The sequence below is a fragment of the Acidiphilium sp. 34-64-41 genome, from assembly GCF_002282635.1.
Lineage (GTDB): Bacteria > Pseudomonadota > Alphaproteobacteria > Acetobacterales > Acetobacteraceae > Acidiphilium > Acidiphilium rubrum.
Genome location: NZ_NCJX01000076.1, coordinates 1 through 25,652 on the forward strand (window position 1 = coordinate 1; position 25,652 = coordinate 25,652).

Sequence of the window (25,652 nt, forward strand, 5' to 3'; positions counted from 1 at the left end):
GCCTGGGCGCGCCTGACCTCGGATGCCCCGGTCAGCGGCATCCGTGCGAAGGTCCGCGCCGGGCGCGACGCGATGCGCGCCACCCTGCTCGGCTATCTGCCCGACGACCTGACCGGCGCGCGCGTGCTCGATGCCGGCTGCGGCACCGGCGCACTCGCCATCGAAGTCGCCCGCCGCGGCGCCGATGTCGTCGCGGTCGATCTCTCGCCCACTTTGGTCGACCTCGCCCGCGAACGCGCGGCGAGCGACCCCGCCGCCTCCCGCATCGATTTCCGTGCCGGCGACATGCTCGAAGCCGCGCATGGTGATTTCGATTACATGGTCGCAATGGATTCCCTGATCCATTACCAGCGTGACGATGTGGTGGCATCCCTCGCCCGCATCGCACCCCGCGTCCGCCACGGCATGATGTTCACCTTCGCCCCGGGCACGCCGCTGCTGATCACCGCCCGCGTGGTCGGCCGCCTGTTCCCCCGCAGCGACCGCTCACCGGCGATCGAGCCGCAGCCCGAGCGCAAACTCCGCCGCGCCATCCAGCAAAATCCGGCGCTCGCCGGTTTCGCGCCCCGCCGCACCACGCGGATTTCGCGCAGCTTCTACATCTCCCAGGCCCTGGAGTTGTCCCGATGAGCCAACACATCAAAACCAAAGGCCGTGCGATCGAACGCACGATGACCCCCTTCTGGATGAAGCTCGACACCAGTTGGCTCCCCTTCGCCGATGCCGCGACGCCCGAACTGCCGATGCGCCGCCTGCTCCGCCTCGCTCTGTTCCAGCTCACTGTCGGCATGTCGGCGGCGCTGATGATCGGCACGCTCAACCGGGTGATGATCGTCGAGCTGCACGTCTCGGCCGCCCTGGTCTCGTTCATGATCGCCCTGCCTTTGCTGCTCGCCCCGGTGCGCGCCCTGATCGGTTTCCGCTCGGATGGGTATCGCTCGGTGTTCGGCTGGCGCCGGGTGCCGTTCATCTGGTTCGGCACCATGGCGCAGTTCGGCGGCCTCGCGGTGATGCCCTTCGCCCTGATCATCCTCAGCGGCCATGCGGTCGGCCTGCCGATCTGGGGTAAAATCGGTGGCGCGCTCTCCTTCCTGCTGGTCGGTGCCGGCATGCACACCACGCAAACCGCCGGCCTCGCGCTCGCGACCGATCTCGCACCCGAGCACGCCCGCCCGCGCGTGGTTGCCATGCTGTGCGCCATGCTGCTCGCCGGCATGATCGGCGGCGCGCTGCTGTTCGGCTGGCTGCTCACCCCCTACAACCAGTTCCACATGATCCAGGTGATCCAGACCACCGCGCTGATCACCATCGTTCTCAACAGCATCGCCCTCTGGAAACAGGAACCCCGCCGCCGCTACGCGGATGACGAGGAACTGCCCGCCCGCCGCGCGGGGATGGAAACCCTCTCGGCCGCCTGGGCGCTGTTTCGCGCCCAGCCGCTCGCGATGCGCCGCCTCGTAACCATCGGGCTCGGCACCCTCGCCTTTTCGATGCAGGATATTCTGCTCGAACCCTATGGCGGCCAGGTGCTGCACCTGCCGGTCGGTGAAACCACCGCGCTCACCGCCCTGCTCGCCGCCGGTGCCGGTGCTGCCGCGCTGGTCGCGCGCTGGCGCCTGACCCGCAACGGCGATCCCTACCGCATCGCCGCCGCCGGCACGCTGGTCGGCCTGCTCGCGTTCAGTTGCGTCATCTTCGCCGCCCCGCTGCATTCGGGCCTGATCTTCGGCGCCGGCGTCGGCCTGATCGGCTTCGGCGGCGGCCTGTTCCTGGTCGGCACCTTGTCCGATGCCATGGGCCGCGTGATTGGCGACATGAGCGGCCTCGCCCTCGGTGCCTGGGGTGCGGTGCAGGTGCTCGCTTCGGGCATCGCCATCGCCATCGCCGGCACGCTGCGCGGCACCATCGCCACACTCGCCGCGCACGGCACCTTCGGCCCCAGCTTCACCGGCCCCGCCGTCGGGTACGATGCCGTCTATCACGTCGAAATCTACCTGCTGTTCGCCACGCTGATCGCGATCGGGCCGCTGGTCCGCCGCTCCTCCACCGCAACCAACGCGCTGACGCAGCAGGACGCTGCGTTCGGCCTGAAATAACCACGAGGTCCGTCATGCAAACCGGTGCAATCACTCCCTATATCGATGTCGCTCAGTTGGTGCTCTACGCATTCTGGATCTTCTTTTTCGGCCTCGTGTTCTACCTCCAGCGCGAGAGCAAGCGCGAAGGCTACCCGCTGGTCACCGGCCACAAGGGCGAACGCCTCGAAGGTTTTCCCTTCCTGCCGACCCCGAAAACCTTCATCCTGCCGGATGGCACGACCAAATCCGTGCCCTGGAACGAGCCGATCGAGGTGATCAACGCCCGCTCCAGCGCACCGTGGGATGGCGCGCCGATCATCCCGCTCGGCAACCCGATGCTCGATGGCATCGGCCCGGCCTCCTACACCCAGCGCTCCACCCACCCCGAGATGATGCCCGAAGGTGAAGTCCGCATCGCCCCGCTCCGTGTCGCGACCGACCATTGGGTCGCCGCCGAAGACCCCGATCCGCGTGGCGCCCCGGTGATCTGCTGCGATGGCGTGATCGGCGGCACCGTCGTCGATATCTGGATCGACCGCGCCGACCAGATGCCGCTCTGGCTCGAAGCCAGCGTCGCCTCCGATCCCGCGCGACGCGTGATGTTCCCGATCGCGCTATGCCGCGTCATCGCCAACAGCAACCCGTTCGACAATGCCTGGGTCAGCTTCGGCAGCATCGTCAGCGGCAGCCGCGGCACCGCCGGCCTGCCCCGCTCGGCCAGCGGCGTCTCGGTGAAACTCGCCTCGGTCACCGCGGCGCAATTCGCCATCGCCCCGCCCATCGCCATGCCCGACATCATCACCCCGCGCGAGGAAGATCGCCTGATGGCCTATTTCGCCTCCGGCCATCTCTACGCGACGCCGCAGCGTTCGGAGCCGCTGCTATGAGCACACCCGATCGCCGTGAGGGGCGCGGCCTGCCGCACGCGCTGCCAGCGGGTGAAACCCTGCTGTGGCAGGGCTCGCCCACCTTCCGCGCCCTCGCGGTCGGCGCCTTCCACGTCAAGGCGTGGAGCATCTACGTCGCGATCATGCTGGCCTGGGGCATCGTCAGCGCGCTGATCTCGCATCACTCGCTGCGCGTCGCCGAAGCCGCCGGCTTCTGGTCGCTGTTCCTCGGCGTGCTCGCGCTGGCCATGGTGCTCGGCTTCGCCTTCCTCACCGCCCGCACCACCATTTACACCATCACCAGCAAGCGCATCGTGATCCGCTACGGTGCGGCGATCCAGAAACACGTCAACCTGCCGTTCCGCGCCATCCAGGCCGTCGGCCTGCGCACCGCGCCCGATGGCACGGGCGACATCGTGATGACGCCGGAAGCCGACCGCAACCTGTCTTACCTGCTGCTCTGGCCGCATGTGCGCGCCGGCAAGCGCGGCCGGGTCGAACCCGTGCTGCGCGGCATCCCCGATGCCGCCGGCGCCGCCCGCGTGCTCGCCGCCGCGCTCGATCCATCGCGCGCACCGGCCGCGATCATGCCGGTCGCCGCCAGTCCGCTGCGCGACAGAAGCCAGGATAGCGATGCGATGGACGCGCTCGCCTCGCGCGGTCACGCGGCATGAGCGGCGCCGCACCCTATCATGACGACGACGCACCGCCGCATGTGCCGCGCTGGGCGGTGATCGCGGCGGGGTGCCTCATGCTCGGCACCGTCGCCCTCGCGACAATTTCGCGCCTGACCACGCCTGATTACAGCCTGCCCGCGGCCACCGCGCCGATCATGGCGGTCCGCTTCATCCAGACCGAGGCGCAGGCCCTGCTGGTGCAGAACGCCGCCACCGGCAAGCCCATCACCACCATCGCGCCCAGCGCCGATGCCTTCCTGCGCACCACCCTGCGCACCATGATCGAGGCCCGCCTGGCCGATGGCTTCTCGCGCACCGCCCCGTTTCTGCTGATCCCCGCTGCCCACCATGTCCTGATCCTCGATGACCCCACCACCGGTGAGCACATCGACCTGCAGGCGTTCGGCCCCAGCAATTCCGGCCAGTTCAAGGCCCTGATGCTTCACAACGGAGACCGCTCATGATCGGCACCAAGCAACGCATCGATCTGCGCTGCCAGATCGACTTCGAACAGACTCCACAAAGCCTGCACGCCCACGCGATTCCGCAGGATGTCGAAATCTGGCCCGGCGATGAAATCCTGCTGCACGACGCGCCCGAAATGGTCGGCTTCGGCGAACGCCTGACCGGCGAATGCACCGCAACACTGCTCCGCGCCGGCCGCCTCGAACGCGCCTGGACGCAGTTCCGCTCGCTGTTCGAAATCGGCGAGCTCTACGAAGTCGGCTTCCAGCCGCTCGCAGACTTCAACATCGCCCCGACCCATACCGGAGTCTGAGATCATGAACGCCATGACCAGCACGATCGCAGCACCCGACATTCACAGCGCGCCGAACGCCCAGACCGAAGCCGCGCAGAACAGCACCATGCTGAGCCCGCGCTTCTACACCACCGATTTCGCTGCCCTCGACAAGATCGACGTCGGCCCGATCCGCGATCAGTGGGAAACCCTGATGGCCGAGTTGAAGGCCGACCCCAACAAGGGTCATTTCGCCCGCACCGATGAATTCAAGGTCGACATCTCCGGCATGCCCGAAGCGCTCCGCCGCGAGTTCCTCGATTTCCTGGTCAGCTCGGTCACCGCCGAATTCTCCGGCTGCGTGCTCTACGCCGAAATCAAGAAACGCTGCGGCAACGAAGATCTTCGCCGCCTGTTCGGCTACATGAGCCGCGATGAAGCCCGCCACGCCGGCTTCATCAACGAGGCGCTGCGCGACCTCAACACCCGTGTCGACCTCGGCTTTCTCACACGGGCGAAAAAATACCATTTCTTCAAGCCGAAATTCATTTTCTACGCGACCTATCTGTCGGAAAAGATCGGCTACGCCCGCTACATCACCATCTACCGCCAGCTCGAAGCCCATCCCGAACTGCGCATCCACCCGATCTTCAAATGGTTCCGCGAGTGGTGCAACGATGAATTCCGCCACGGCGAAGCCTTCGCTCTGCTGATGCGCGCCAACCCCTGGATGCTGACCGGCATGAACAAGCTCTGGGTGCGGTTTTTCCAGCTCGCCGTGTTCGCCACCATGTATGTGCGCGACCACGCGCGGCCCAATTTCCACGCTGCCCTTGGGCTCGACCCCACCGCGTACGACATGCAGGTGTTCCGCATCACCAGCAAAATCGCCCAGCAGGTGTTCCCGATCACGCTCGACATCGAAAACCCCGCCTTCCTCGCCGGGCTCGAACGCCTGCGGAAAATCGACGTCGCGAATCAGGCGATCCGCGACGTGCCGGGCATCGGTGCGAAACTCAAACGCGCCTCCTACGCCGTCCGCGCCGCCGCCAGCTTCGCGCGGCTCTATCTCATGCGCACCAAGGCCCAGGCACTGCCGGCCGACGTGCGCCTGCAACCCACCTGGTAAGCCCAAGGACCCATCATGAGCAACTACATCATCCCTGGACTGTTCGCCCTGTTCATCTGGTGGTTCAGCACCGGCGCGATCATTTTCCTCGATGGCCTGCCCCGGCCGACCTTCAAATGGAGCATGCTGGGTGCGACCACCGTTTTCGCCATCTGCGTCATCGGGCTGGTGAAGGTCAGCGGCGAACAAACCGTCGCCGCCGCCTACTGGGCCTTCGGTTTTGGCCTGTTCGCCTGGGGCTGGCAGGAAATCAGCTTCTACATGGGCTTCGTCACCGGCCCGCGCACCGCGTCGTGCCCGGAAAACTGCAAGGGCTGGAAACATTTCGGCCACGCCATCCAGACCAGCCTGTGGCATGAACTCGCCATCATCGGCTCGGCGGTCATCATCGTCGTCGCCACCTGGGGCCAGCCGAACCAGATCGGCGTCTGGACCTTCATGGTGCTGTGGTGGATGCACCAGAGTGCGAAGCTCAACGTCTTCCTCGGCGTGCGCAACCTGAACGAAGAGTTCCTGCCGGAACATCTGAACTTCCTCAAAAGCTTCCTCAAGCGCAAGCCGATGAACCTGCTGTTCCCGTTCTCGATCACCATTTCCACCGTGATCGGCACCATCATGTTCGAACACGCCGGCCGCGCCACCACGGGCTTTGCCCGCGCCGGCGATACCTTCATCGGCGTGATGATGGCGCTCGCCATCCTCGAACATTGGTTCCTCGTGCTGCCGCTGCCGGCCGCGAAACTCTGGAACTGGGGCCTGAAATCCCACAAACCCGCGCGCGCGTTCGACGTCGAAATCGTGGCCGGCTTCCTCGGCGCCGGCAAGACCACCTTCATGCGCCGCCGACTCGACATGCTGGGCAATGTTCCGGTGGAAACCCGTGAAAAAACCGTCGTCCTGGTCAATGATTTCAGCACCGTCGGCATCGATGGCTCGCTGCTCCGCGGCCAGGGGGCGGATGTGGTGGAACTGCCGAACGGCTGCATCTGCTGCACCCTGAAAAACGACCTCGCCAGCCAGCTCGAAGACGTTGTCGGCAAATTCGCGCCGGACCGCGTGCTGATCGAACCCTCCGGCGTCGCCGATCTCGCCTCGCTGATCGGCGTGCTGGAACGCCCGGCCATCGCTCCGTTCAAGCGCAGCCTCTCGGTCATCACCATGATCGATGCCAGCGCCTTCCTCGGCGATTTCGCTGAAATGCAGGGACATTTCACCGCCCAGGCCAAACTCGCCTCGCTGCTGATCGTCAACAAGACCGATCTGGTCAGCGCCGCCGAACGCGACCTGGTCGAGGAAACCCTGCAACGCCTGAACCCGGATGTGCGGATCATCACCGCCCGCTACGGCTCGGTACCGGCCGAGGTTTTCGCGGCGACCACCAAAGCCCGCAAAGACCCCACCGCCGCCGATGACGAACGCGCCGCCACCCCCGCGCCAACCGTGCGCCACGTGCAGGAATACGAGGCCAAACCCGCACCGGTTCTCCCCCACAGCCCCGCAGCGGCCCCAACGCCGGCGCCGCAGCAAGTCAACCACGCCCCGCAGGCGCATAACCACGATCACGCCCACGACCATGCCGCGCACGACCACGCGGCCTGCACCGATACCGGCTGCGACCACCCCGATCATCACCACGATCACGACCACGCCCACCAGGACGCACTCGGCTTCAGCTCATGGGCCGGCACGCTCGATAACATCTGCGACGCCGACGCCCTTCGCCACGTGCTCGATGCCGCAGCCGCCGGCAATTTCGGCAGCATCGCCCGGCTCAAAGGCCTCGCCCGCATCGGCCGCGGCTGGGTCCAGTTCGACATCGCCGGCCACCGCGCCAGCATGGGTGCCTTCGCCGCCCCGGCCGATGAGGAACCCCGCGTCATCGCAATCGGCCGCAACCTCGATGAAGCCGGCCTCGCCGCCGCCTTTGCCGGCTGCTCCATGCGCCTCGCGGCCGAATAAGCCATCGATCTGGGAGATCATCCAATGAACTACGAAACTTTCTTCACGTCCGGGCTCGACCAACTCCGAAAGGAAGGCCGCTACCGCGTGTTTGCCGACATCGAACGCCACGCCGGCAACTTCCCGCACGCCACCCAGTACGGCGAAGGCGGCGAACGCCCCGTCACCGTCTGGTGCTCGAACGACTACCTCGGCATGGGCCAGCACCCCACCGTGCTCAGCGCGATGCACGCAGCCCTCGACAAATGCGGCGCCGGCGCCGGCGGCACCCGCAACATCGCCGGCACCAACCACTACCATACCGTGCTCGAACACGAACTCGCCGATCTGCACGGCAAAGACGCCGCCCTGCTGTTCAACTCGGGCTATATGTCGAACTGGGCCTCGCTCTGCACCCTCGCCCATAAACTGCCCAACTGCGTCGTCCTGTCCGACGCGCTCAACCACGCCTCGATGATCGAAGGCATCCGCCACAGCCGCGCCCAATGCGAGGTTTTCGCCCATAACGACCCCGCCGACCTCGCCCGCAAACTCGCGGCCATCGATCCCGCGCGACCCAAACTGATCGCCTTCGAATCAGTCTACTCAATGGACGGCGACGTCGCGCCGATCGCCGATATCTGCGATGTCGCCGACCAATACGGTGCGATGACCTACCTCGATGAAGTCCACGCCGTCGGCCTGTACGGCCCGCGCGGCGGCGGCATCTCTGAACGCGACAACAACGCCCACCGCCTCACCGTGATCGAAGGCACCCTCGCCAAAGGCTTCGGCGTCATCGGCGGCTACATCACGGGCTCGACCGCGCTGTGCGACTTTGTCCGCAGCTACGCCTCCGGCTTCATCTTCACCACCGCCCTGCCACCCATGGTCGCCGCCGGCGCGCTCGCCAGCATCCGTCACCTGAAGTCCAGCAGCGCCGAACGGGACCGCATGCACGACCGCGTCGCCCGCCTGCGCGCCAAACTCACCCGCGCCGGGCTGCCCCACCTCGAAAACCCCAGCCATATCGTCCCCGTCATGGTCGGCGACCCGGTCCAGTGCAAAACCATCAGCGATACCCTGCTCGATCGCTTCGGCATCTACGTCCAACCCATCAACTACCCCACCGTCCCCCGCGGCACCGAACGCCTGCGCCTCACCCCCTCACCCCTGCACACCGACGCCGATATCGACCACCTGGTCGACGCCCTGGCCACCATCTGGCACGAAATGTCGATCCAGTTGGCGGCTTGATGAGTGGCGCTGGGAGTAGGGAAGGCCAGGGGCTCTGCCCCTGGACCCCGTTAAAGGCGGAGCCTTTAAAATCCATTAGTTTTAGGCAAGGGGAGGGCGACCCAGGCCAGATCGACGGTAGCGGGTTCTAAGGGCTAAGCCCTTAGTGGGGGTCGAGGGGGCAAAGCCCCCCGCCTTCCTTACTCCCAGCCTCACCCACCATGCCGCACAACCGGCCACGACATCACGTGGCCGGCGGGGACCATGGGCACCAACGTGGCGATGATGGCATCGACGGTGTCGGTGTCGGTGCAGAATTCGATGGCGAGGGGCAGGTCGACGTCGAAGTGCAGCATGTCGGCGGCGTGGATGATGCCTTTGGCGGAGAGTCCGGCGATGCCGCGCAGGACGGAGGCGCCGGTGATGCCTTGGGATTGCAGGGATTTGAGGATGTCATCCATCAGGGATTTGCGTTTGCCGTGATCGGATTCGTGGATGGCGATGCGGATCATGGTGGCTGGCTGGGTCATGGTTGAGCTTCCTTACAGGTTGCGGGCGGCGTAGGCGCCGAGGAACACGCCGGCGAAGCCGAGTCCGACCGAGAGTGCGACGTACAGGGCGGCTTTCATTGCTTCGCCGTTTTCGACCAGCAGCAGGGTTTCGAGTTCGAAGGTCGAGAAGGTGGTATAGCCGCCGAGGAAGCCGGTGAGCACGCCGGTCCGGATTGCGGGTCCGAGGTCGAAGCGTTCGAGGGTTGCGAAGAACAGGAAGCCGATCAGCAGGGAGCCGAGCAGGTTGATGCTGAGCACGGCGAACGGAAAATCGCGTCCCAGGGTGTTCTGCACGGCGATGGTCTGGCCGTAGCGCGCCCAGCAGCCGAGCGTGCCGAAGACGGCGATGGCGAGGAGTGTTTTCATATCTGTCCTTTCGTGATGGCAACCAAAAACGCGCGTGCGCCGCCCGGTTGGGGGCGGTGTGGCGGGCGTTGGGCTTGGAGTGGAGTTGCGGGCACGGCCTGATCCTTCCGAACGACGGATTTGCAAGGAACAGGAGTCATCAGCCCCGCGGGCGGTTACATGGCGAACTCCATCGCCGCAGGCAGATTGTTGGCTCACGCAAATTTTGTCAAACCAAAAAGTTTTCTGCTTCTTTTTTACAAAAAAGAAGCGCTTCCCTGTCTGCCCGCGACCCGGCCAAACCCTTGGAATCTGCACATGCCCACCGCCCCGATCCCCGACCTTTCCAAGCCCCCGCTCTCACTGCGTCAGCTGCGCACCCGGCGCCAGCCGTTGCGCGACGTGCTGGCGCCCTCCCCGGCGCCGATCAAGCCGTTCGACAATCTGGCGGTCTGGATCACCAGCCGCGTCGGCACCATGGGGTTTTTTCTGGTCATTTTCACCTGGACGGTCAGTTGGCTCGGCTGGAACGTGCTGGCGCCGAAGCCCTTGCAGTTCGACCCGCCGATGGCTTTCGTGTTCTGGCTGTTCATTTCCAACGTCATTCAGCTCCTGCTGATGCCGCTGATCATGGTGGGGCAGAACATTCAGGGCCGGCAGGCCGAATTGCGGGCCGAGCACGATCTGGACATCAACGTCCGCGCCGAGGAGGAAATCGAGGTTATTCTGAACCATCTGGAATATCAGAACGCCCTGCTGATCGCGATGCTGCGCAAGCTCGACATCAATATCGACGAGGTTCTGGCCAACACCGCGCCGGATGCCGATGCCTGAGTTAGCCGCGCGCCTGCAGAAACCGGCTGAACGCGCGCAATGAGATATCCGACACGTGATGCTCGATGCCCTCGGCATCCGCCTCGGCGGTGTCCGCCGGCACGCCGATCGCTTCGAGCACCTGCACCACCAGCCGATGGCGCGTGCGCACCCGCTCGGCCAGGGCCAGCCCGGCCGCGGTCAGGAACACGCCGCGATAGGGTTTCGCGGTCGCTAGCCCCTCACGCTTCAAGCGGTTGATGCTTTTCGCCGCGGTCGGGTGGGAAACGCCGAGTCGGCGGGCAATGTCGATCGGCCGTGCCTCGCCGTTAGCCGCCAGCAGATCGGCGATCAGTTCGACATAATCCTCAAGCAGCGCTGTCGATTGCGCCGTCCGCGCCCGCCCGAACCGCTCCGCCTGGGTCGGTTCGGCGGGCAGGCCATCATCGCGTGCGGGGGCGGCGGTCATGATCTCTTCCTTAGCTTCGCGGGCCGGAATCGCCAATAAGGCGAAGGGTGCGTTTCTTTTTTGGCAAAGGACCGCCATTCTGCGCCGCGCCCGATGATCGGCGTGTAACCATTGATGCGCTTTCGCCGTATGCCCCTATATTGATCAACTAGGGAACCCAATGACCGATCCAGACAGCGCCGCGACCGATGCCAACCTGCTCGAGACTCTGGCCAACCTGCGCTGGAATCGGTTTCACACCATCGTCGTCCTGCTGTTCGGCCTCGGCTGGGCGCTCGATGCGTTCGAGGTGACGTTGATCGGCAATGTGCTGGGTGCGCTGCGCCAGCATTTCCATCTCGGCAGCAACGCCATGTCGTTCATTCTGGCGTCCTGGTTCGCCGGGCTGATGCTCGGCGCTTCGGGGTTCGGCATCCTGTCGGATCGGTACGGCCGGCGGCGGGTGTTTCTGGCCAGCCTGGTGCTGTACGGCGTGGCGACGCTGGCGACCGCGTTTGCGCCCGATCTGGCGGTGTTGATGGTGCTGCGGCTGATTGCGGGCATCGGCGTCGGTGCGGAATATGCGGCGATCAATGCGGCGATCGCGGAGCTGGTGCCGAGCCGGTCGCGCGGCCGGGCCTCGGCGATCGTGCTGAATTTCTGGCCGGTCGGCAGTTTCGTGGCTGCCCTGCTGGCCTGGCTGGTGCTGTCGGCGCTGCCGGCCGACCTCGGCTGGCGGGTGGTGTTCGCGCTCGGCGGCGCCATTGCACTCTCGGCAGCGTGGTTTCGCCGGCATCTGCCGGAAAGCCCGCGCTGGCTGATCGAGGCGGGGCGGCGCGAGGATGCGCGCGTGATCATCGGCCGGATCGCGGCGGGGCTGACCGATGCGACCCCGCTGGCGCCCGCGCCGGTGGTGCAGCGGGTCCGGCGCGAGGTGAACGGCTTGCGCGTGCTGCTGCGGCACTATCCCGGCCGGCTCGCGCTCGGCGCCGTGCTCGATTTCGCCGAAGCCTCCGGCTACTACGGCCTGTTCGCGTTTCTGCCGATCGTGGTGCTACCCGCGCTGCATCTGCCGCCGGCGCGCCTGCCGCTGTTTTATCTGGCGGGCAGTGTCGGCGCGCTGATCGGCGGGTTCGCCGCCGCATCGCTGCTCGACCGGATCGGCCGCGGGGTCACGGTGGCGGGGTTCTATCTCGCCACCGCGTTGGCGCTGATCGGCTTCGCCGCGATCACCGGCATGGGTGCCGGGGCGATCATGCTGGGGTTCGCGCTGGTCAATCTGCTGGCGACCGGCAGCTGGATCGCCGCCTACCCGATGTTTGCCGAATTGTTCCCGACCAGCCTGCGCGCGACCGGCATCGGCGCTTCGGTCGCGGTCGGGCGGATCGGGGCGGCGCTGTCGCCGTTTCTGGTGGGGTATGTCGGCGCGCGCAGCATGCCGGCGGCGCTGGTGATGCTGGCGGGATTCTGGGCGCTGGGGGCGGTGGCTGTTCTGGTGTGGCGGCGGCGCGGCGGCATCGAGGCGCGGGGGCTGGCGCTCGAACAACTCGCCGTGGAGCCCGCGCGCTATGTTTGATGGCGAGCCAGTGGTGCCGTTGATCACAGCGACCGGGCCGGTGCTGATTTTCGGTGGCCCGTACAGCAATATCCAGGCGACCGAGGCGCTGTTCGATGAGGCGCGGCGGCTCGGCATCGCGCCCGACCAGATGATCTGCACCGGCGATATCGTGGCCTATGGCGCCGATCCGCAGGCCTGCGTCGATCTGATCCGCGGCCATCCTGTCGCGACCGTGATGGGCAATTGCGAGGAGCAACTCGCCCAGAACGCGCCCGATTGCGGCTGCGGCTTCGCGGCCGGTTCGGCGTGCGACCGGCTTTCGGCCGGCTGGTTCGGCTACGCCAATGCGCGCGTCGATGCGGCCGCGAAACGCTGGATGGCGGGGCTGCCGCGCCGGATCGACCTTGCGATCGGCGGCCGGCGTCTCGCGATCGTGCATGGCGCGCCGAGCCGGATCAACCGCTTCGTATTCGGCTCGGACCCTGAGCCGATGCTTGCCGATGAAATCGCCCTGACCGGTGCGGATGGCGTGATCGCCGGGCATTGCGGCCTTGGTTTCACCCGCATGGTGGGCGGCAAACTCTGGCATAACGCCGGCGCGGTGGGGCTGCCGGCGAACGATGGCACGCCGCGCGGCTGGTTTTCGGTGCTGACGCCGCACGGCGATGGGTTCAGCATCACGCCGATGCCGCTCGCGTTCGATCACCGTGCGGCGGCGTTCGCGATGCGCGCGGCGGGGCTGGCCGAGGACTACGCCGGCGCGATCGAGAGGGCGATCCGCCGGCAGCCGCCGCACCGCCGGCCGATGCGGTGGTCGCGCTGGAGCGGCTGGAAACCCTGTGGGTCAACACCGGCACGCTGTGCAATCTGGCGTGCGCCGGCTGCTATATCGAGAGCAGCCCGCGCAACGACCGGCTCGCCTATATCGCGCCCGAAATCCTGAAATCCCTGCTGGACGAGGCGCGTGACCGCCAGCCTGACCTGCGCGAAATCGGCTTCACCGGCGGTGAGCCGTTCATGAACCCGGCGATCATGCCGATGCTGGGTGATGCGCTCGACCGGGGGTATCGCGTGCTGGTGCTGACCAACGCGATGCGGCCGATGCAGCGGCATTTCGACGCGCTGCGGGCGCTGCGCGCGGCGCATGGGGCAAAGCTCGGGGTGCGGGTTTCGCTCGATCATTTCACCCCGTCCGGGCATGAGGCGTTGCGCGGCGCCGACAGTTGGCAGCCGGCGCTGGCCGGGCTGCGCGCGCTGGATGCGGCGGGTTTCGCCCCCTCGGTCGCGGCGCGGTTCGATCCGGCGCTGGCGAGCGAGGCCGAGATCCGGGCGGGGTTTGCCGGGCTGTTCGCGGAAGAGGGCTTCGCCATCGATGCGGCCGATCCGGCGGCGCTGGTGCTGTTCGCCGAATTGGCGACGGCAACCCCGGTTCCCGGCGTGGCGGCGGCGGCGTGGCAGGCGCTGCGGTCGCGCGGGGCGGATGCGATGTGCCGGACCGCGCGGATGGTGGTGCAGCGCAAGGGAGAGTCTCGCGCCTCGATCGTGGCGTGCACGCTGCTGCCCTACGAGGCGCGGTTCGATCTGGGATCGACGCTGGCGGCTTCGGCGCGGCCGGTCACGCTCGATCACCCGTATTGCGCGCAATTCTGCGTGTTCGGCGCCTCCTCCTGCATGGGCGCGCGATGAGCGGCACGGCGGTGGCGCGCGGTGCCTGGTGGCGGCCGGCGGCATTCGGCCTGGTGATCGTGCTGGTGGTGGCGGCGGTCATCGCGCTCGGGCGGCATCGGCTGACGCTGGCGGGGCTGGAAGCTCACGCGGCGGCGCTTGGGGCGGCGGTGGCGGATCACCGCGTTGCGGCGTTCGCGCTGTATTTCCTGATCTATGTCGTGGCGACGGCGATTTCGCTGCCCGGTGCGGTGGTGCTGACGCTGGCGGCCGGGGCGCTGTTCGGCGTGGTGGCGGGCAGCATCCTGGTCTCGTTCGCCGCCTCGATCGGCGCGTCGCTCGCGTTTCTGAGCGCGCGGTTCCTGCTGCGCGATGCGGCGCTGGCGCGGTTTCCTGACCTGTTCGCGCGGATCGAACGGGGAATCGCGCGCGACGGTGCGCTATACTTGATCTCGCTGCGGCTGGTGCCGGCGGTGCCGTTCGTCGCGATCAATCTGCTGGCCGGGCTGACCAGCCTGCCCCTGCGGCGGTTCTATTGGGCGAGCCAGATCGGCATGCTGCCGGCGACGCTGATTTTCGTCAACGCGGGCGCCAGCGTCGCAACCCTCGGGCCGCATCAGGCGATCCTGACGCCGCGGCTGATCATGGGGCTGCTGCTGCTGGCCGCCCTGCCGGTTGCCGCCCCGCTGCTGCGCAACGCGCTCGCTGCACGTCAGCGCTATGCCGGCTGGCGGCGGCCGCGCCGGTTCGATCGGAATCTGGTGGTGATCGGCGCGGGTTCGGCCGGGCTGGTGACCGCCTATGTCGCGAGCGCGCTGAAGGCCAGCGTCACGCTGATCGAACAGGCGGCGATGGGCGGCGATTGCCTGAATACCGGCTGCGTTCCCTCGAAAGCGCTGCTGCACGCGGCACGTAGCGGCATGGATTATAGCCAGGCGCGTGCGGCGGTGCGCGCGGCGATCGCGGCGATCGCGCCGCATGATTCGGTGGCGCGCTATCAGGCCCTGGGGGTCGATGTGCGGCGCGGCCACGCGACCATCGAAACCCCCTGGTCGGTCTCGGTCGATGGTGAAACGCTGACGAGCCGCGCGATCGTGATCGCGACCGGTGCCGCGCCGCTGGTGCCGAATTTACCGGGGCTGGCCGATTGCCCGTTCGCGACCTCGGAAACGCTGTGGGATATCGAGGCGCTGCCGGCGCGGCTGGTCGTGCTCGGCGGCGGGCCGATCGGCTGCGAAATGGCGCAGGCCTTCGCACGGCTCGGCAGCACCGTGACCCTGGTGGAACTCGCCGACCGGCTGCTGGGGCGCGAGGATGATGATGTCTCGGCGGCGATGGCGGCCGCCCTGCGGCGCGATGGTGTCGCGGTGCTCACCGGACATCGCGCCGTCGCGGTGCATCGCGATGATGCGGGGTTTTCGCTCGAAGCGCTGCACGGCGATGCGCCGGTGAGGCTCGGGTTCGACCGCATCCTGGTCGCCCTCGGCCGCGTGCCGCGCACCGCCGGGTTCGGACTGGAGGCTCTGGGCATTGCGCTGACGCCGGCAAAAACCATCGAGACCGACGCGTGGCTGCAAACGATTCTGCCCAATGTGTTCGCCTGCGGCGATGTCGCCGGCCCGTATCAATTCACCCATGTCGCCGGATTCCAGGCCGGGTTCGCCGCGCTGAACGGGCTGTTCGCGCCGTTCTGGCGGTTCCGGCCGGATTATCGGGCGGTGCCGGCGGTGACCTATACCAGCCCGGAAATCGCGCGGGTCGGGCTGAACCAGCGCGCGGCGCGCGCGGCCGGCATTGCGTTCGAAACAACACGCTACGACTTCAGCGAGCTCGATCGCGCGATTGCCGAGGGCGATACCGAAGGCTTCGTCACCGTGCTGACCAAACCGGGGTCGGACCGGATTCTGGGCGCGACCATCGTGGGCACCCAGGCCGGCGAAATGCTGACCGGCTTTACCATCGCCATGCAGCACAAGCTCGGCCTGAAAAAACTGCTCGGCGTGATCTACCCCTACCCGACCCGGTCCGAAGCGATCCGCGCGGTGGCGGGCCAGTGGCGGCAGCGCCATGCCTCGGCGCGCGGGCTTGCCGTGCTGGCATGGTTTCACGCCCGGCGGCGCGGATGAACGGCGCGCTGACCGTGGTGATCCCGACGCTGAACGAGGCCCCTGCCCTGCCCGCGCTGCTGGCCCTGCTCGCGCGATCCGCCCTGGTCGGCGCGGTGGTGATCAGCGACGGCGGCAGCACCGATGACACGGTGGCGATCGCCGCATCGCACGGCGCGATCGTGGTGGCCGGCGGTGCCGGGCGGGGCGCGCAGGTTTCACGCGGCATCGCCGCCGCACCCTCGGCGTGGCTGTTGCTGCTGCACGCGGATTCGCTGCCGCAACCCGGCTGGGATGACGCGATGTCCCGCTGCATCGCCAGCAATCGGTCCGGGCAGGCGTGGTACGGGCGGCTGCGCCTGGCGAGTGCCGATCCGCGCGCCCGGCTGATCGAATACGGTGCGGCGCTGCGCTGCGCGCTGCTCCGGCTGCCCTACGGCGATCAGGCGCTGCTGATCCACCGCGATACGCTGGCCGCGATCGGCGGCATGCCGCCCCTGCCGCTGATGGAAGACGTCGCCCTCGCGCGCCGGCTCGGCCGCGCGCGGCTCGCACCCTGCGACATGATCGTCATGACCGACGCCGCTGCCTATGCGCGCGACGGCTGGCTGCGGCGCAGCCTGCGCAACCTCGCACGGCTGGCACGGTTTCTGGCCGGCGCCGATGCCGTGCTTCTGGCGGCCCAATACCGGCGATGAGCCGGCCCGTAATCGTGCTGTTCACCCGCATCCCGCGCCTCGGCGTCGGTAAACGGCGGCTCGCCGCCACCCGCGGCGATCGCGCGGCCCTCCGCCTCGCCCGCGCCATGCTGAACCGCACCATGCGGCTGCTGCGCGGCATGCGAACGATCGAGCGCGTCATCGCCGTCGCCCCCGCACACCACGCACGCCTGCCAGCCACAGGCTTCACCATCATCGGCCAAAGCCGCGGCGATCTCGGTGCGCGCATGCAGGCCCTGTTCCGGCACTACCAACACCGACCCGTGCTGATCATCGGCAGCGATATCCCGACCATCACACCCGATGACCTGCGCACCGCCTGCCGCCGCCTGCGCGGCGCCGACGCCGTATTCGGTCCCGCCACCGACGGCGGCTACTGGCTCATCGGCCTCGCCGGGAAACGACCCGACCCGATCTTCCCCAACGTCCGCTGGTCCACCCCCCACACCCTCGCCGATACCAAACGCACCTTCACCACCCGCCGCACCTGCACCCTCCGCGAACACGCCGACCTCGATATGTGAGGTTGGGGCTGGGGCGCGTAAGTAAGCAAGGCCAGGGGCTCTGCCCCTGGACCCCGTTAAAGGCGGAGCCTTTAAAATCCATTAGTTTTAGGCAAGGGGAGGGCGACACAGACCAGATCAGTGGAAAGTCCGAGGCAGCGCCCTCCCCTTGCCTAAAACTAGCGGGTTCTAAGGGCTCCGCCCTTAGTGGGGGTCGAGGGGGCAAAGCCCCCCGCCTTGCTTACTTACGCGCCCCAAACCCAACCTCACACGTCGAGGTTGGCGACTTTGAGGGCGTTGCCGACGATGAAGTCGCGGCGGGGTTCGACGACGTCGCCCATCAGGGTTGAGAAGATCTGGTCGCTTTCCTCGGCGTCGCCGATGCGGACCTGGAGCAGGCGGCGCAGGTCGGGGTCGAGGGTGGTGTGCCAGAGTTGGTCGGGGTTCATTTCGCCGAGGCCTTTGAAGCGTTGGATCGACAGGCCTTTGCGGCCGATGGCGAACAGGGCTTCGACCAGGCTGGAGGGGCCTTGGACGGGTTTTTCGGTCTCGCCCTGGCGCAGGGCGGGCGGGGTGGTGAACATGGTCGCGAGGCGACCGGCGCGGTCGGCCAGCCAACGGGCTTCGGTGGAGCGCAGGGTGGCGAGGTCGAGGGTGAAGCGTTCGGCGACGCCGCGGACGGTGCGGCCGATGATGATGCCGCCGGCATCGACCGCGACGACCCAGCCGCGTTCGTTGGGCGGGGAGATGGCATCGAGCCGTTGGGCGAGGATGGGGGCGCGATCGGTCATCTGGCCGGGTTCGGCGCCGAGCACACCGACGATGGCGGCTTGTTCGATGTAGGCGACCGGCATGTCGCGCGCGAGGTCTGTGATGCGGCGGGAGGCTTCGCGCAGGAAGGGGAGTTCGGCTGCGAGGTCGATGCCATCGATGCGGGCTTCGTTGAGGGCGCGCTCGAAGAGGTAGGCTTCCATGGCGTCGTCGTCTTTGAGGTAGCGTTCCTCGTTGCCGCGTTTGGCGCGGTAGAGCGGCGGCTGGGCGATGTAGAGGTGGCCGCGTTCGATCAGTTCGCGCATCTGGCGGAAGAAGAAGGTGAGCAGCAGGGTGCGGATGTGCGAGCCGTCGACATCCGCGTCCGTCATGATGACGATGCGGTGGTAGCGGAGTTTGGAGACGTCGAAACCGCCTTGTTCGGGTTCGGTCGGGCCGATGCCGGTGCCGAGTGCGGTGATCAGGGTGCCGATTTCGGCGGAGCCGAGCATGCGGTCGAAGCGGGCGCGTTCGACGTTGAGGATTTTGCCTTTCAGCGGCAGGATGGCTTGGGTTTTGCGGTCGCGCCCTTGTTTGGCGGAGCCGCCGGCCGAATCGCCTTCGACGATGAAAATCTCGGATTTGGCGGGGTCGCGTTCCTGGCAATCGGCGAGTTTGCCGGGCAGGGTGCTGATATCGAGCACGCCTTTGCGGCGGGTGAGTTCGCGCGCCTTGCGGGCGGCTTCGCGGGCGGAGGCGGCGTCCATGACTTTCTGGACGATCAGGCGGCCTTCCTTGGGGTGGGTTTCGAACCAGTGTTCGACCGCATCGGCCACGGCGGCCTGGACCAGGGGCTGCACTTCGGAGGAGACCAGCTTGTCCTTGGTCTGCGAGGAGAATTTCGGGTCGGGCACCTTGACCGAGAGGACGGCGGTCAGGCCTTCGCGCATATCCTCGCCGTTGAGGGAGAGGTTGTCTTTTTTGCTGACCTGGTCGGCGATTTTGGAGACGACGCGGGTCAGCGCCGAGCGGAAGCCGGCGAGATGGGTGCCGCCGTCGCGCTGGACGATGTTGTTGGTGAAGCAGAGCATGGTTTCGTGGTAGGTTTCGTTCCATGCGAGGGCGAATTCGACGCGGATGCCGCCGACCGCATCGACTTTATAGTCGGTGATCGGGGGGCCGAAAATCGGGGTTTTGGCGCGGTCGAGCCAGTTGACGAATTCGATCAGGCCGCCCTTGTATAGGAAATTGGCTTCCTGCACCGGGGTGTGGCGTTCATCGCGCAGGTTGATGGCGAGGCCGGAGTTGAGGAAGGCGAGTTCGCGCAGGCGGCGTTCGAAGATCGCGTAGTCGAATTCGACATGGGTGAACGTGCCGGAGGAGGGTTTGAAGGTGACTTCCGAGCCGGTCGGGTGATCGGACGGACCGATGATTTTCAGCGGGGCGACGGCGTCGCCGTGTTCGAAGCGGATGAAATGTTCGAGGCCTTCGCGCCAGATGCGCACTTCCATCCATTCCGACAGCGCATTGACCACGGCGGCGCCGACGCCATGCAGGCCGCCGGAGACTTTGTAGGAATTCTGGTTGAACTTGCCGCCGGCGTGCAGTTTGGTGAGCACGACTTCGGCGGCGGAGATACCTTCTTCGTGGTGGATATCGGTCGGGATGCCGCGGCCGTTGTCGGTCACGGTCATCGAGCCATCGCCGTTGAGCACGACATCGACCTTGTCGGCGAAACCGGCCTGCGCTTCATCGACCGCGTTGTCGATGATTTCGGTGCCCATGTGATGGAGGCCGGACCCGTCATCGGTATCGCCGATATACATGCCGGGGCGCTTGCGCACGGCATCGAGGCCGCGGAGCACGCTGATCGAGGCGGCATCGTACGCGACATCGGGCTGTTGTTCGGGCGGGATGGGCATAGGGGTCGTATCGGCCGTATCGGTCATGCCGGGTGGTTACTCCGAAGGGTGGGATTTGCGGTGTTTCTAGCAGAAAACCGCCGATTCGCCTAATGCCCGGGCGTCGGCGCGCGGGCGTGGGGCCGAGGTGGCGGGGGCCGGTTTTTCCGGTCACGCAAAAGCCGAGAGTAGCGGGCGCCGGCCGTTAGCGAACCCGCTTGGGCAACCACAGCGCCGCCAGCCCGAGCACGGGCAGGAAGGCGCAGATGCGGTAGACGGTGGTGATGCTGGTCCAATCCGCCACCACGCCGAGCCCTGCGGCACCCAGCCCGGCGACACCGAAGGCGAGGCCGAAAAACAGGCCGGAGACGGCGCCGACGCGCCCGGGCATCAGATCGTTGGCAAACACCACGATCGCGGAGAACGCCGAGGACAGGACCAGGCCGATCACCACGCTGAGCGCGACCGTCGCGTTCAGCCCGACATAGGGCAGCAGGAGGGTGAACGGCAGCACGCCGAGGATCGAGCCGATAATCACCGCGCGCCGCCCGATGCGATCGCCGATCGGCCCGCCGATCATGGTGCCGGCCGCAGCCGCCGCGAGGAACACGAACAAATCGATCTGCGCCTGCTGCACGGTGATGTGAAACCGGTGGATCAGGTAGAAAATGTAATAGGAATTGATGCTGGCGAGATAGACGAATTTCGACATCATCAGCACGCCGAGCAGCACCAGCGGCACCACGACGCTGGCCGGCTTGGTACCCGCGACCACGGGCGGGCGTACCCGCGGCTTGGCGTGGCCGCTGGCGCGGAACCAGACGCCGACCGCGGTCAGGATCGCCATGGCCAGCAACGCCGCCAGCGAAAACCACGCCATGCTCGCCCGCCCGCGCGGCAGGATGAAAAAAGCGGCCAGCAACGGGCCGAGCGACTGGCCGAAATTGCCGCCGACCTGAAATATCGACTGCGCGAACCCGTGCGCGCCGCCGGACGCAACGCGCGCGATCCGCGAGGATTCGGGATGAAAGATCGAGGAGCCGACCCCGAGCAGCGCGGCTGCGCCCAGCAATTCGGGATAGGTGCCGGCAAAGGCGAGACCGACCAGGCCGATCAGGGTGAACCCCATGCCGAACGGCAGGGAAAACGGCTGGGGCCGCGCATCGGTATAGAGGCCGATCATGGGTTGGAGGATCGACGCCGTCACCTGATAGACCAGCGTGATCAGGCCGATCTGCGCGAAATTCAGGTGGAACCCGCCTTTCAGCAGCGGATAGATCGCGGGCAGCAGGACCTGCATCATGTCGTTCAACATGTGGCAGATGCTGATCGCGATCAGGACCGCAAACGTCGTTCGCGCCGCCGCGGACCGCCGCGTTTCAACCACCATGCTCACGACAGACTGCCCCCGGCCCGGATTTCGATACCGTTCGCAAATAAGGCAAATCACGGCCTCGTGCACCTTTGTTCTCCGCAACGAAGCCATGCTAACCAGCCGGGATGAACGCTACCGCCCCGCATGTCCGTTTCGCGCCCTCGCCCACCGGCTATCTGCACGCCGGCAACGCCCGGCAGGCGATCGTTAACTATCTGTTCGCCCGGGCGCAGGGCGGGCGGTTCACGTTGCGGATCGATGATACCGATGCCGAACGCTCGCGCCCGGCCTATGAGGCGGCGATCGAGCAGGACCTCGCCTGGCTCGGGCTGACGTGGGATGACAAATTCAACCAATCCGCCCGGCTCGCCCGCTATGCCGAGGCGGCCGAGACGCTGAAGCGCGCGGGCCGGCTGTATCCCTGCTTTGAATCCGAGGAGGAACTCGCGGCAAAGCGTGCGCTGCGGGCCAAGCGGAAACTGCCGCCGATCTATGATCGGGCCATGCTGTCGCTGACGCCGGCGCAGCGCGCCGCCGCCGAGGCCAACGGCAAGACGCCGTACTGGCGGTTCAGGCTTTCGGATGGTGCGGCGCTCTGGGAGGATCTGGTGCTCGGCGAGCGGACCATCCGGTTCAATACGCTGTCCGACCCCGTGCTGATCCGCGCCGACGGCACGCCGCTTTATACTTTCACCTCGGTCGTCGATGATCTGGATACCGGCATCACCCATGTGATTCGCGGTGAGGACCATACGACCAATACGGCGGTGCAGATCGATCTGTGGCGCGCGCTGGCGCCGAAAAAACCGCTGCCGGCGTTTGCGCATCTGCCGCTGATTTCGGATATCGCGGGTGATAAACTCTCGAAACGCTCGGGCAGCGTCTCGTTGCGGACGTTCCGGCGCGATGGGATCGAGCCGATGGCGCTGGCGGCTTATCTTGCCCGGCTCGGCTCGCGCCGGGACCCGGAGCCGCTGACGCTGGCCGAACTCGCGCCGAGTTTCAACCTCGATGCGTTTTCGCGCGGCGCGCCGCGGTTCGATGCGAAGCAATTGCTCAGCCTCAACCGCCGCATCCTGCACAGCATCGCGTTCGATGTCGTGGCCGATCGGCTGCCCGAGGGTGCGAGCGCCGCGTTCTGGCACGCTGTTCGCGGCAATATCGATTTGCTCTCGGAAGCGCGGCATTGGTGGGAGATTACCCATGCGCCGATCGATCCGCCCGAGATTCCCGAGGCGCAATCGATCCTGCAGGCAGCGCTGGCCTGCCTGCCCGACGCGCCTTGGGACGAGAGCACCTGGAAGTCCTGGACCACGATGATCGCCGCCGCGACCGATACGCGCGGCAAGGCGTTGTTCATGCCGCTGCGGCTCGCGCTGACCGGCGAACCGCATGGGCCGGATCTTGGGGCGCTGCTGCCGCTCATCACACGCGAACTGGTGATCGAACGGCTGGAACGCGCGGCACGGTAAACGAGGCGTGCTTTGCGTTGTGCGATCCGATTTCGAACGGAAGGACCGTCGCGCGGATCGCCGTTAAGTAATGGGTAATTTCTATCGCGTATTCGTGAGTGGCGAGAGGTCGAAAAACGTCCCGCCCCCCGCATTCGATCGACGACCGGGCGACGATGCGTGAGCAAACGTTAGGCTGAGATGCTTTGGGCCGCAGCGACGGCAGAAAGGAGCGATGTGGTGGCGTATTCTGCCCGGTTCGGGAGCGCTGGCAGAACGATGCCGCCTCATCCGTTCGCACCACCTGCGGAACACGCCGCCCGGCACGGGATCGGCACGCGCCTCGCCGCGTTTCGAACGATGTTCGGCCTGCCCTATCACGATCTGGACCTGGCGCACGCCCAATTGTCGGCTCTGGCCCGACAGATTCCGATGCTGTTCATCATCCTGACCGCCAATGCTCTGGCGCTCGCCGCGACCCATATCGAAACCGCGCCGCCGTTCCTGACCGTCGTGATGCCGATCGTGTTCTGTTTGATCTGTGCTCATCGGGTCAGGTTCTGGCGCCGGCTGTCGCTGCGATCGGTGGATGGGGTTGGTGCGCTGCATTTTTTGAAAACGATCACTTTCGCGGTCGCCGTATTGGGTGCGGTTTTCACCGCCTGGTCGCTGGCGCTCTACCCTTATGGCGATGCCTATGCGCGCTGCCATGTTGCCTTTTATATGTCGATCACCGTGATCAGCTGCATTCTGTGCCTAACGCAACACCGCAGCGCTGCCCTGCTGCTCACGTTTCTTGTGCTGATCCCCTTCACCATTTTTTTCCTGATTACCGAAAACCTGGTGCTGATCGCCATGGTTGCCAATGTTGTTGTTGTTACCTGGGGGTTGATCATTATCATGCTCCGCAACAACCATAGTTTCGACACGTTGGTCGTCGCGCAGCGCAGCGCGCAGCGATTGTCGGATGAAAATCTGTGCTTGGCGCAGCAGGATGGGCTGACCGGTCTGCCCAACCGGCGCCGCTTCATCGCGGAGCTCGATGATACCCTCGCCGCCGCGCAGCAATCCGGCACGTGTTTTGCCGTTACAATGATCGATCTGGACCGGTTCAAAGCCGTCAATGACAGTTACGGCCATGGCGCCGGCGATCGGCTGCTGGAACAGATCGGCGGGCGGTTGGGCACCCTTGCCGGGGCGGATCGGTTCATTGCCCGGCTCGGCGGCGATGAATTCGGCGCGATCCTGAAGGACACGGCGGATGAAGCTGCAATTCTGGCGTTCGGTGCCCGGCTCCAGGCGCTGCTCGAAGCGCCGTTCGCGCTCAACGACACGGCCGTGGCCACCATCGGCTGTTCGATCGGTGTCGCGACCTATCCGCAAACCGGCCAGACCGCCGAGGATTTGTTCGAGCGCGCCGATTACGCGCTGTATGACGGCAAGCAGCACCGCAAGGGCGAAATCGTGCTGTTTTCGCAAGCGCTGGAGACTGAAATCCGCACATCGAGCCAGATCGAACAGGCGCTGCGCAACGCCGACCTTGAAAGCGAGCTATGGCTCGCCTTTCAGCCGATCGTCGATGCGACGACAAACCAGGTCCGTGGCTTTGAATCGCTGGCGCGCTGGGAGAGTCCGGAGCTTGGGGCGGTGTCGCCCGGCGTGTTCATCCCGATCGCGGAACATGCGCAGCTGATCAACCACATCACGCTCGTGCTGTTCGCCAAATATCTTGACGCGATCGGTCATGTGCCAGAACCGGCCATGGTCAGTTTCAATCTCTCGGCCCATGACCTGAGTTCGCGCGCCACCATGGCAAAAATCCAGGAGATGCTATGCGGCTCCGACGTCAGCCCGTCACGTGTTGCGTTCGAAATCACCGAAACGGCGCTGCTGCGTGATTTCGACCTTGCCGCGGAGACGATCGAGACCTTGCACGACATGGGGGCGAGCATCGCGCTCGATGATTTCGGTGCGGGGTTTTCGAGCCTTGGTTATGTGCATCGTCTGAAACTGGATAAGATCAAGATCGACCGCAGTTTCGTCAGCGATATCGAACACAGCGCCACCGCGCCGAAGATCATCCGCTCGCTGATCGATCTCTGCCGCAACCTCGAAGTCGCCTGCGTCGTTGAGGGGGTTGAAACGCCGGCCCAGCTGACGCTGCTGCTCGGCCTCGGCGCCACACTCATCCAGGGCTATCTGTTCGCAAAACCGATGCGGATCGAAGCCGTCGCACCATGGTATGAGCGCGCCAACCTACTGGCGTCGCGGACCTTGCCCGATCGGCTGTGCGGGTGATGCGAGGCGGAGGTTTTGGGTAAGATTTTCTGTATTTTGTTACGATATCGTAACGATATAGGCGTGCGAAGGTGCGTTGGTCACGCGGGTTGAATTTTGAAATCTTGATCGGGGGTTGGGGATTCGGATTGGGTGGGGTCTGGCGTGCCGAAGATGATGTGGCGGCGGGAGTCGGGCGGTGGGTCGGGGGCGAAGGGGGGGTCGGTGGGCAGGTCGATGCCCATGGCGTTGTAGAGCGGGGTGAGGATGCGGATGAGTTTTGGGTTGGCTGCTAGGAATCCGGCGAATTCGGGGTCGGCGAGGATGTGTTGCAGGGTGAAGCGGGTGAAGCCGGTTTCGGGGATCAGGCGGTAGAGCCAGGCTTCGCGGCACGGCAGGGTCAGGCGCTTGCGGCGGGCGCGGGGTGGCTGCTCGGGCTGGGGTTGGGATTCGGGTGGGATTTCGGGCGTTGGTTTGGGGGTTGGTTTGGCGCGGGGTGGGATGGGG

23 protein-coding genes, 1 pseudogene and 1 riboswitch are annotated in these 25,652 nt (G+C 66.2%); of the genes and pseudogenes, 18 read left to right on the top strand and 6 right to left on the bottom strand.

Features of this window, described 5'->3' with window-relative positions; all coding sequences use genetic code 11:
• The 9 genes from bchM to hemA all read left to right on the top strand — a co-directional run.
• Positions 1-630 (top strand): magnesium protoporphyrin IX methyltransferase (gene bchM / locus B7X49_RS13960; protein ID WP_286839845.1); only part of this gene is annotated, 630 nt, incomplete at its 5' end.
• Entirely contained in the window at positions 627-2,096 is a 1,470-nt protein-coding gene (locus tag B7X49_RS13965) for a BCD family MFS transporter (RefSeq protein WP_286703439.1), read from the top strand. The genes bchM and B7X49_RS13965, both read left to right, overlap by 4 nt.
• 14 nt (positions 2,097-2,110) lie before the next feature.
• Positions 2,111-2,965: a photosynthetic reaction center subunit H gene (gene puhA, locus B7X49_RS13970; RefSeq protein ID WP_029311393.1), complete on the top strand. Its 855-nt coding sequence runs from the start codon at positions 2,111-2,113 to the stop codon at positions 2,963-2,965.
• Entirely contained in the window at positions 2,962-3,639 is a 678-nt protein-coding gene (gene puhB / locus B7X49_RS13975; RefSeq protein WP_286703440.1) for a photosynthetic complex putative assembly protein PuhB, read from the top strand. The genes puhA and puhB overlap by 4 nt, the downstream gene beginning before the upstream one ends.
• Positions 3,636-4,106, top strand: a complete 471-nt coding sequence (puhC, locus tag B7X49_RS13980; protein ID WP_051657265.1) for a photosynthetic complex assembly protein PuhC — start codon at positions 3,636-3,638, stop codon at positions 4,104-4,106. Before puhB ends, puhC begins: the two co-directional genes overlap by 4 nt.
• Entirely contained in the window at positions 4,103-4,420 is a 318-nt protein-coding gene (locus tag B7X49_RS13985; RefSeq protein ID WP_029311390.1) for a hypothetical protein, read from the top strand. The genes puhC and B7X49_RS13985 overlap by 4 nt, the downstream gene beginning before the upstream one ends.
• A gap of 4 nt (positions 4,421-4,424) precedes the next feature.
• Positions 4,425-5,510 (top strand): magnesium-protoporphyrin IX monomethyl ester (oxidative) cyclase, encoded by a 1,086-nt coding sequence (gene acsF, locus B7X49_RS13990; protein WP_286703441.1) that lies wholly within the window; start codon positions 4,425-4,427, stop codon positions 5,508-5,510.
• A 15-nt stretch (positions 5,511-5,525) separates the two neighbouring features.
• The gene (gene puhE, locus B7X49_RS13995) at positions 5,526-7,469 is read left to right on the top strand and encodes a putative photosynthetic complex assembly protein PuhE (RefSeq protein WP_286703442.1); all 1,944 of its coding nucleotides are present in this window, start codon (positions 5,526-5,528) and stop codon (positions 7,467-7,469) included.
• Positions 7,470-7,493: 24 nt separating this feature from the next.
• On the top strand, positions 7,494-8,705 hold the full coding sequence (hemA, locus tag B7X49_RS14000) for a 5-aminolevulinate synthase (protein WP_029311387.1): 1,212 nt from the start codon (positions 7,494-7,496) through the stop codon (positions 8,703-8,705).
• A 191-nt stretch (positions 8,706-8,896) separates the two neighbouring features.
• Here the strand turns inward: hemA and B7X49_RS14005 are convergent, their stop codons facing one another.
• Both B7X49_RS14005 and crcB read right to left on the bottom strand, forming a co-directional pair.
• On the bottom strand, positions 8,897-9,214 hold the full coding sequence (locus tag B7X49_RS14005) for a DUF190 domain-containing protein (protein ID WP_029311386.1): 318 nt from the start codon (positions 9,212-9,214) through the stop codon (positions 8,897-8,899).
• 12 nt (positions 9,215-9,226) lie between these two features.
• On the bottom strand, positions 9,227-9,601 hold the full coding sequence (crcB, locus tag B7X49_RS14010; protein WP_029311385.1) for a fluoride efflux transporter CrcB: 375 nt from the start codon (positions 9,599-9,601) through the stop codon (positions 9,227-9,229).
• Positions 9,602-9,724: 123 nt separating this feature from the next.
• Positions 9,725-9,787, bottom strand: a riboswitch (Fluoride riboswitch).
• Between the two features lie 111 nt (positions 9,788-9,898).
• Here crcB and B7X49_RS14015 point away from each other — a divergent pair.
• Positions 9,899-10,414 (top strand): DUF1003 domain-containing protein, encoded by a 516-nt coding sequence (locus tag B7X49_RS14015; RefSeq protein WP_286703443.1) that lies wholly within the window; start codon positions 9,899-9,901, stop codon positions 10,412-10,414.
• A gap of 1 nt (position 10,415) precedes the next feature.
• On the opposite strand, the gene mntR is transcribed toward B7X49_RS14015, so the two are convergent.
• On the bottom strand, positions 10,416-10,862 hold the full coding sequence (gene mntR / locus B7X49_RS14020; protein ID WP_029311383.1) for a manganese-binding transcriptional regulator MntR: 447 nt from the start codon (positions 10,860-10,862) through the stop codon (positions 10,416-10,418).
• A 160-nt stretch (positions 10,863-11,022) separates the two neighbouring features.
• Between mntR and B7X49_RS14025 the strand changes: the two genes are divergently transcribed.
• From B7X49_RS14025 to B7X49_RS14050, 6 genes are read left to right on the top strand one after another with little or no spacing between them, the layout of a single operon-like run.
• Positions 11,023-12,417 (top strand): MFS transporter, encoded by a 1,395-nt coding sequence (locus tag B7X49_RS14025; protein ID WP_286703444.1) that lies wholly within the window; start codon positions 11,023-11,025, stop codon positions 12,415-12,417.
• A 13-nt stretch (positions 12,418-12,430) separates the two neighbouring features.
• The gene (locus B7X49_RS14030) at positions 12,431-13,342 is read left to right on the top strand and encodes a metallophosphoesterase (RefSeq protein ID WP_286839849.1); all 912 of its coding nucleotides are present in this window, start codon (positions 12,431-12,433) and stop codon (positions 13,340-13,342) included.
• Positions 13,267-14,085 (top strand): radical SAM protein, encoded by an 819-nt coding sequence (locus tag B7X49_RS14035; RefSeq protein ID WP_408735600.1) that lies wholly within the window; start codon positions 13,267-13,269, stop codon positions 14,083-14,085. The genes B7X49_RS14030 and B7X49_RS14035 overlap by 76 nt, the downstream gene beginning before the upstream one ends.
• The gene (locus tag B7X49_RS14040; RefSeq protein WP_286703446.1) at positions 14,082-16,190 is read left to right on the top strand and encodes an FAD-dependent oxidoreductase; all 2,109 of its coding nucleotides are present in this window, start codon (positions 14,082-14,084) and stop codon (positions 16,188-16,190) included. Before B7X49_RS14035 ends, B7X49_RS14040 begins: the two co-directional genes overlap by 4 nt.
• Positions 16,163-16,867 (top strand): glycosyltransferase, encoded by a 705-nt coding sequence (locus B7X49_RS14045; protein ID WP_286703447.1) that lies wholly within the window; start codon positions 16,163-16,165, stop codon positions 16,865-16,867. The genes B7X49_RS14040 and B7X49_RS14045 overlap by 28 nt, the downstream gene beginning before the upstream one ends.
• A complete protein-coding gene (locus B7X49_RS14050; RefSeq protein ID WP_286703448.1) occupies positions 16,864-17,412 on the top strand; it encodes a TIGR04282 family arsenosugar biosynthesis glycosyltransferase in 549 nt (182 codons plus the stop codon). Before B7X49_RS14045 ends, B7X49_RS14050 begins: the two co-directional genes overlap by 4 nt.
• A gap of 245 nt (positions 17,413-17,657) precedes the next feature.
• Here the strand turns inward: B7X49_RS14050 and gyrB are convergent, their stop codons facing one another.
• The gene (gyrB, locus tag B7X49_RS14055; RefSeq protein ID WP_408735562.1) at positions 17,658-20,090 is read right to left on the bottom strand and encodes a DNA topoisomerase (ATP-hydrolyzing) subunit B; all 2,433 of its coding nucleotides are present in this window, start codon (positions 20,088-20,090) and stop codon (positions 17,658-17,660) included.
• Between the two features lie 157 nt (positions 20,091-20,247).
• Positions 20,248-21,438 carry an MFS transporter gene (locus B7X49_RS14060; RefSeq protein WP_408735563.1) on the bottom strand — a complete coding sequence of 397 codons (1,191 nt, stop codon included), beginning with the start codon at positions 21,436-21,438 and terminating at the stop codon, positions 20,248-20,250.
• 104 nt (positions 21,439-21,542) lie between these two features.
• On the opposite strand from B7X49_RS14060, the gene gltX reads away from it, so the two are divergent.
• On the top strand, positions 21,543-22,889 hold the full coding sequence (gene gltX / locus B7X49_RS14065) for a glutamate--tRNA ligase (RefSeq protein ID WP_286703450.1): 1,347 nt from the start codon (positions 21,543-21,545) through the stop codon (positions 22,887-22,889).
• A gap of 258 nt (positions 22,890-23,147) precedes the next feature.
• Positions 23,148-25,166, top strand: a complete 2,019-nt coding sequence (locus B7X49_RS14070) for a bifunctional diguanylate cyclase/phosphodiesterase (protein ID WP_286703451.1) — start codon at positions 23,148-23,150, stop codon at positions 25,164-25,166.
• 80 nt (positions 25,167-25,246) lie between these two features.
• On the opposite strand, the pseudogene B7X49_RS14075 reads toward B7X49_RS14070, so the two are convergent.
• Positions 25,247-25,652 (bottom strand): annotated as a pseudogene (locus tag B7X49_RS14075) (hypothetical protein); the annotation flags it as partial.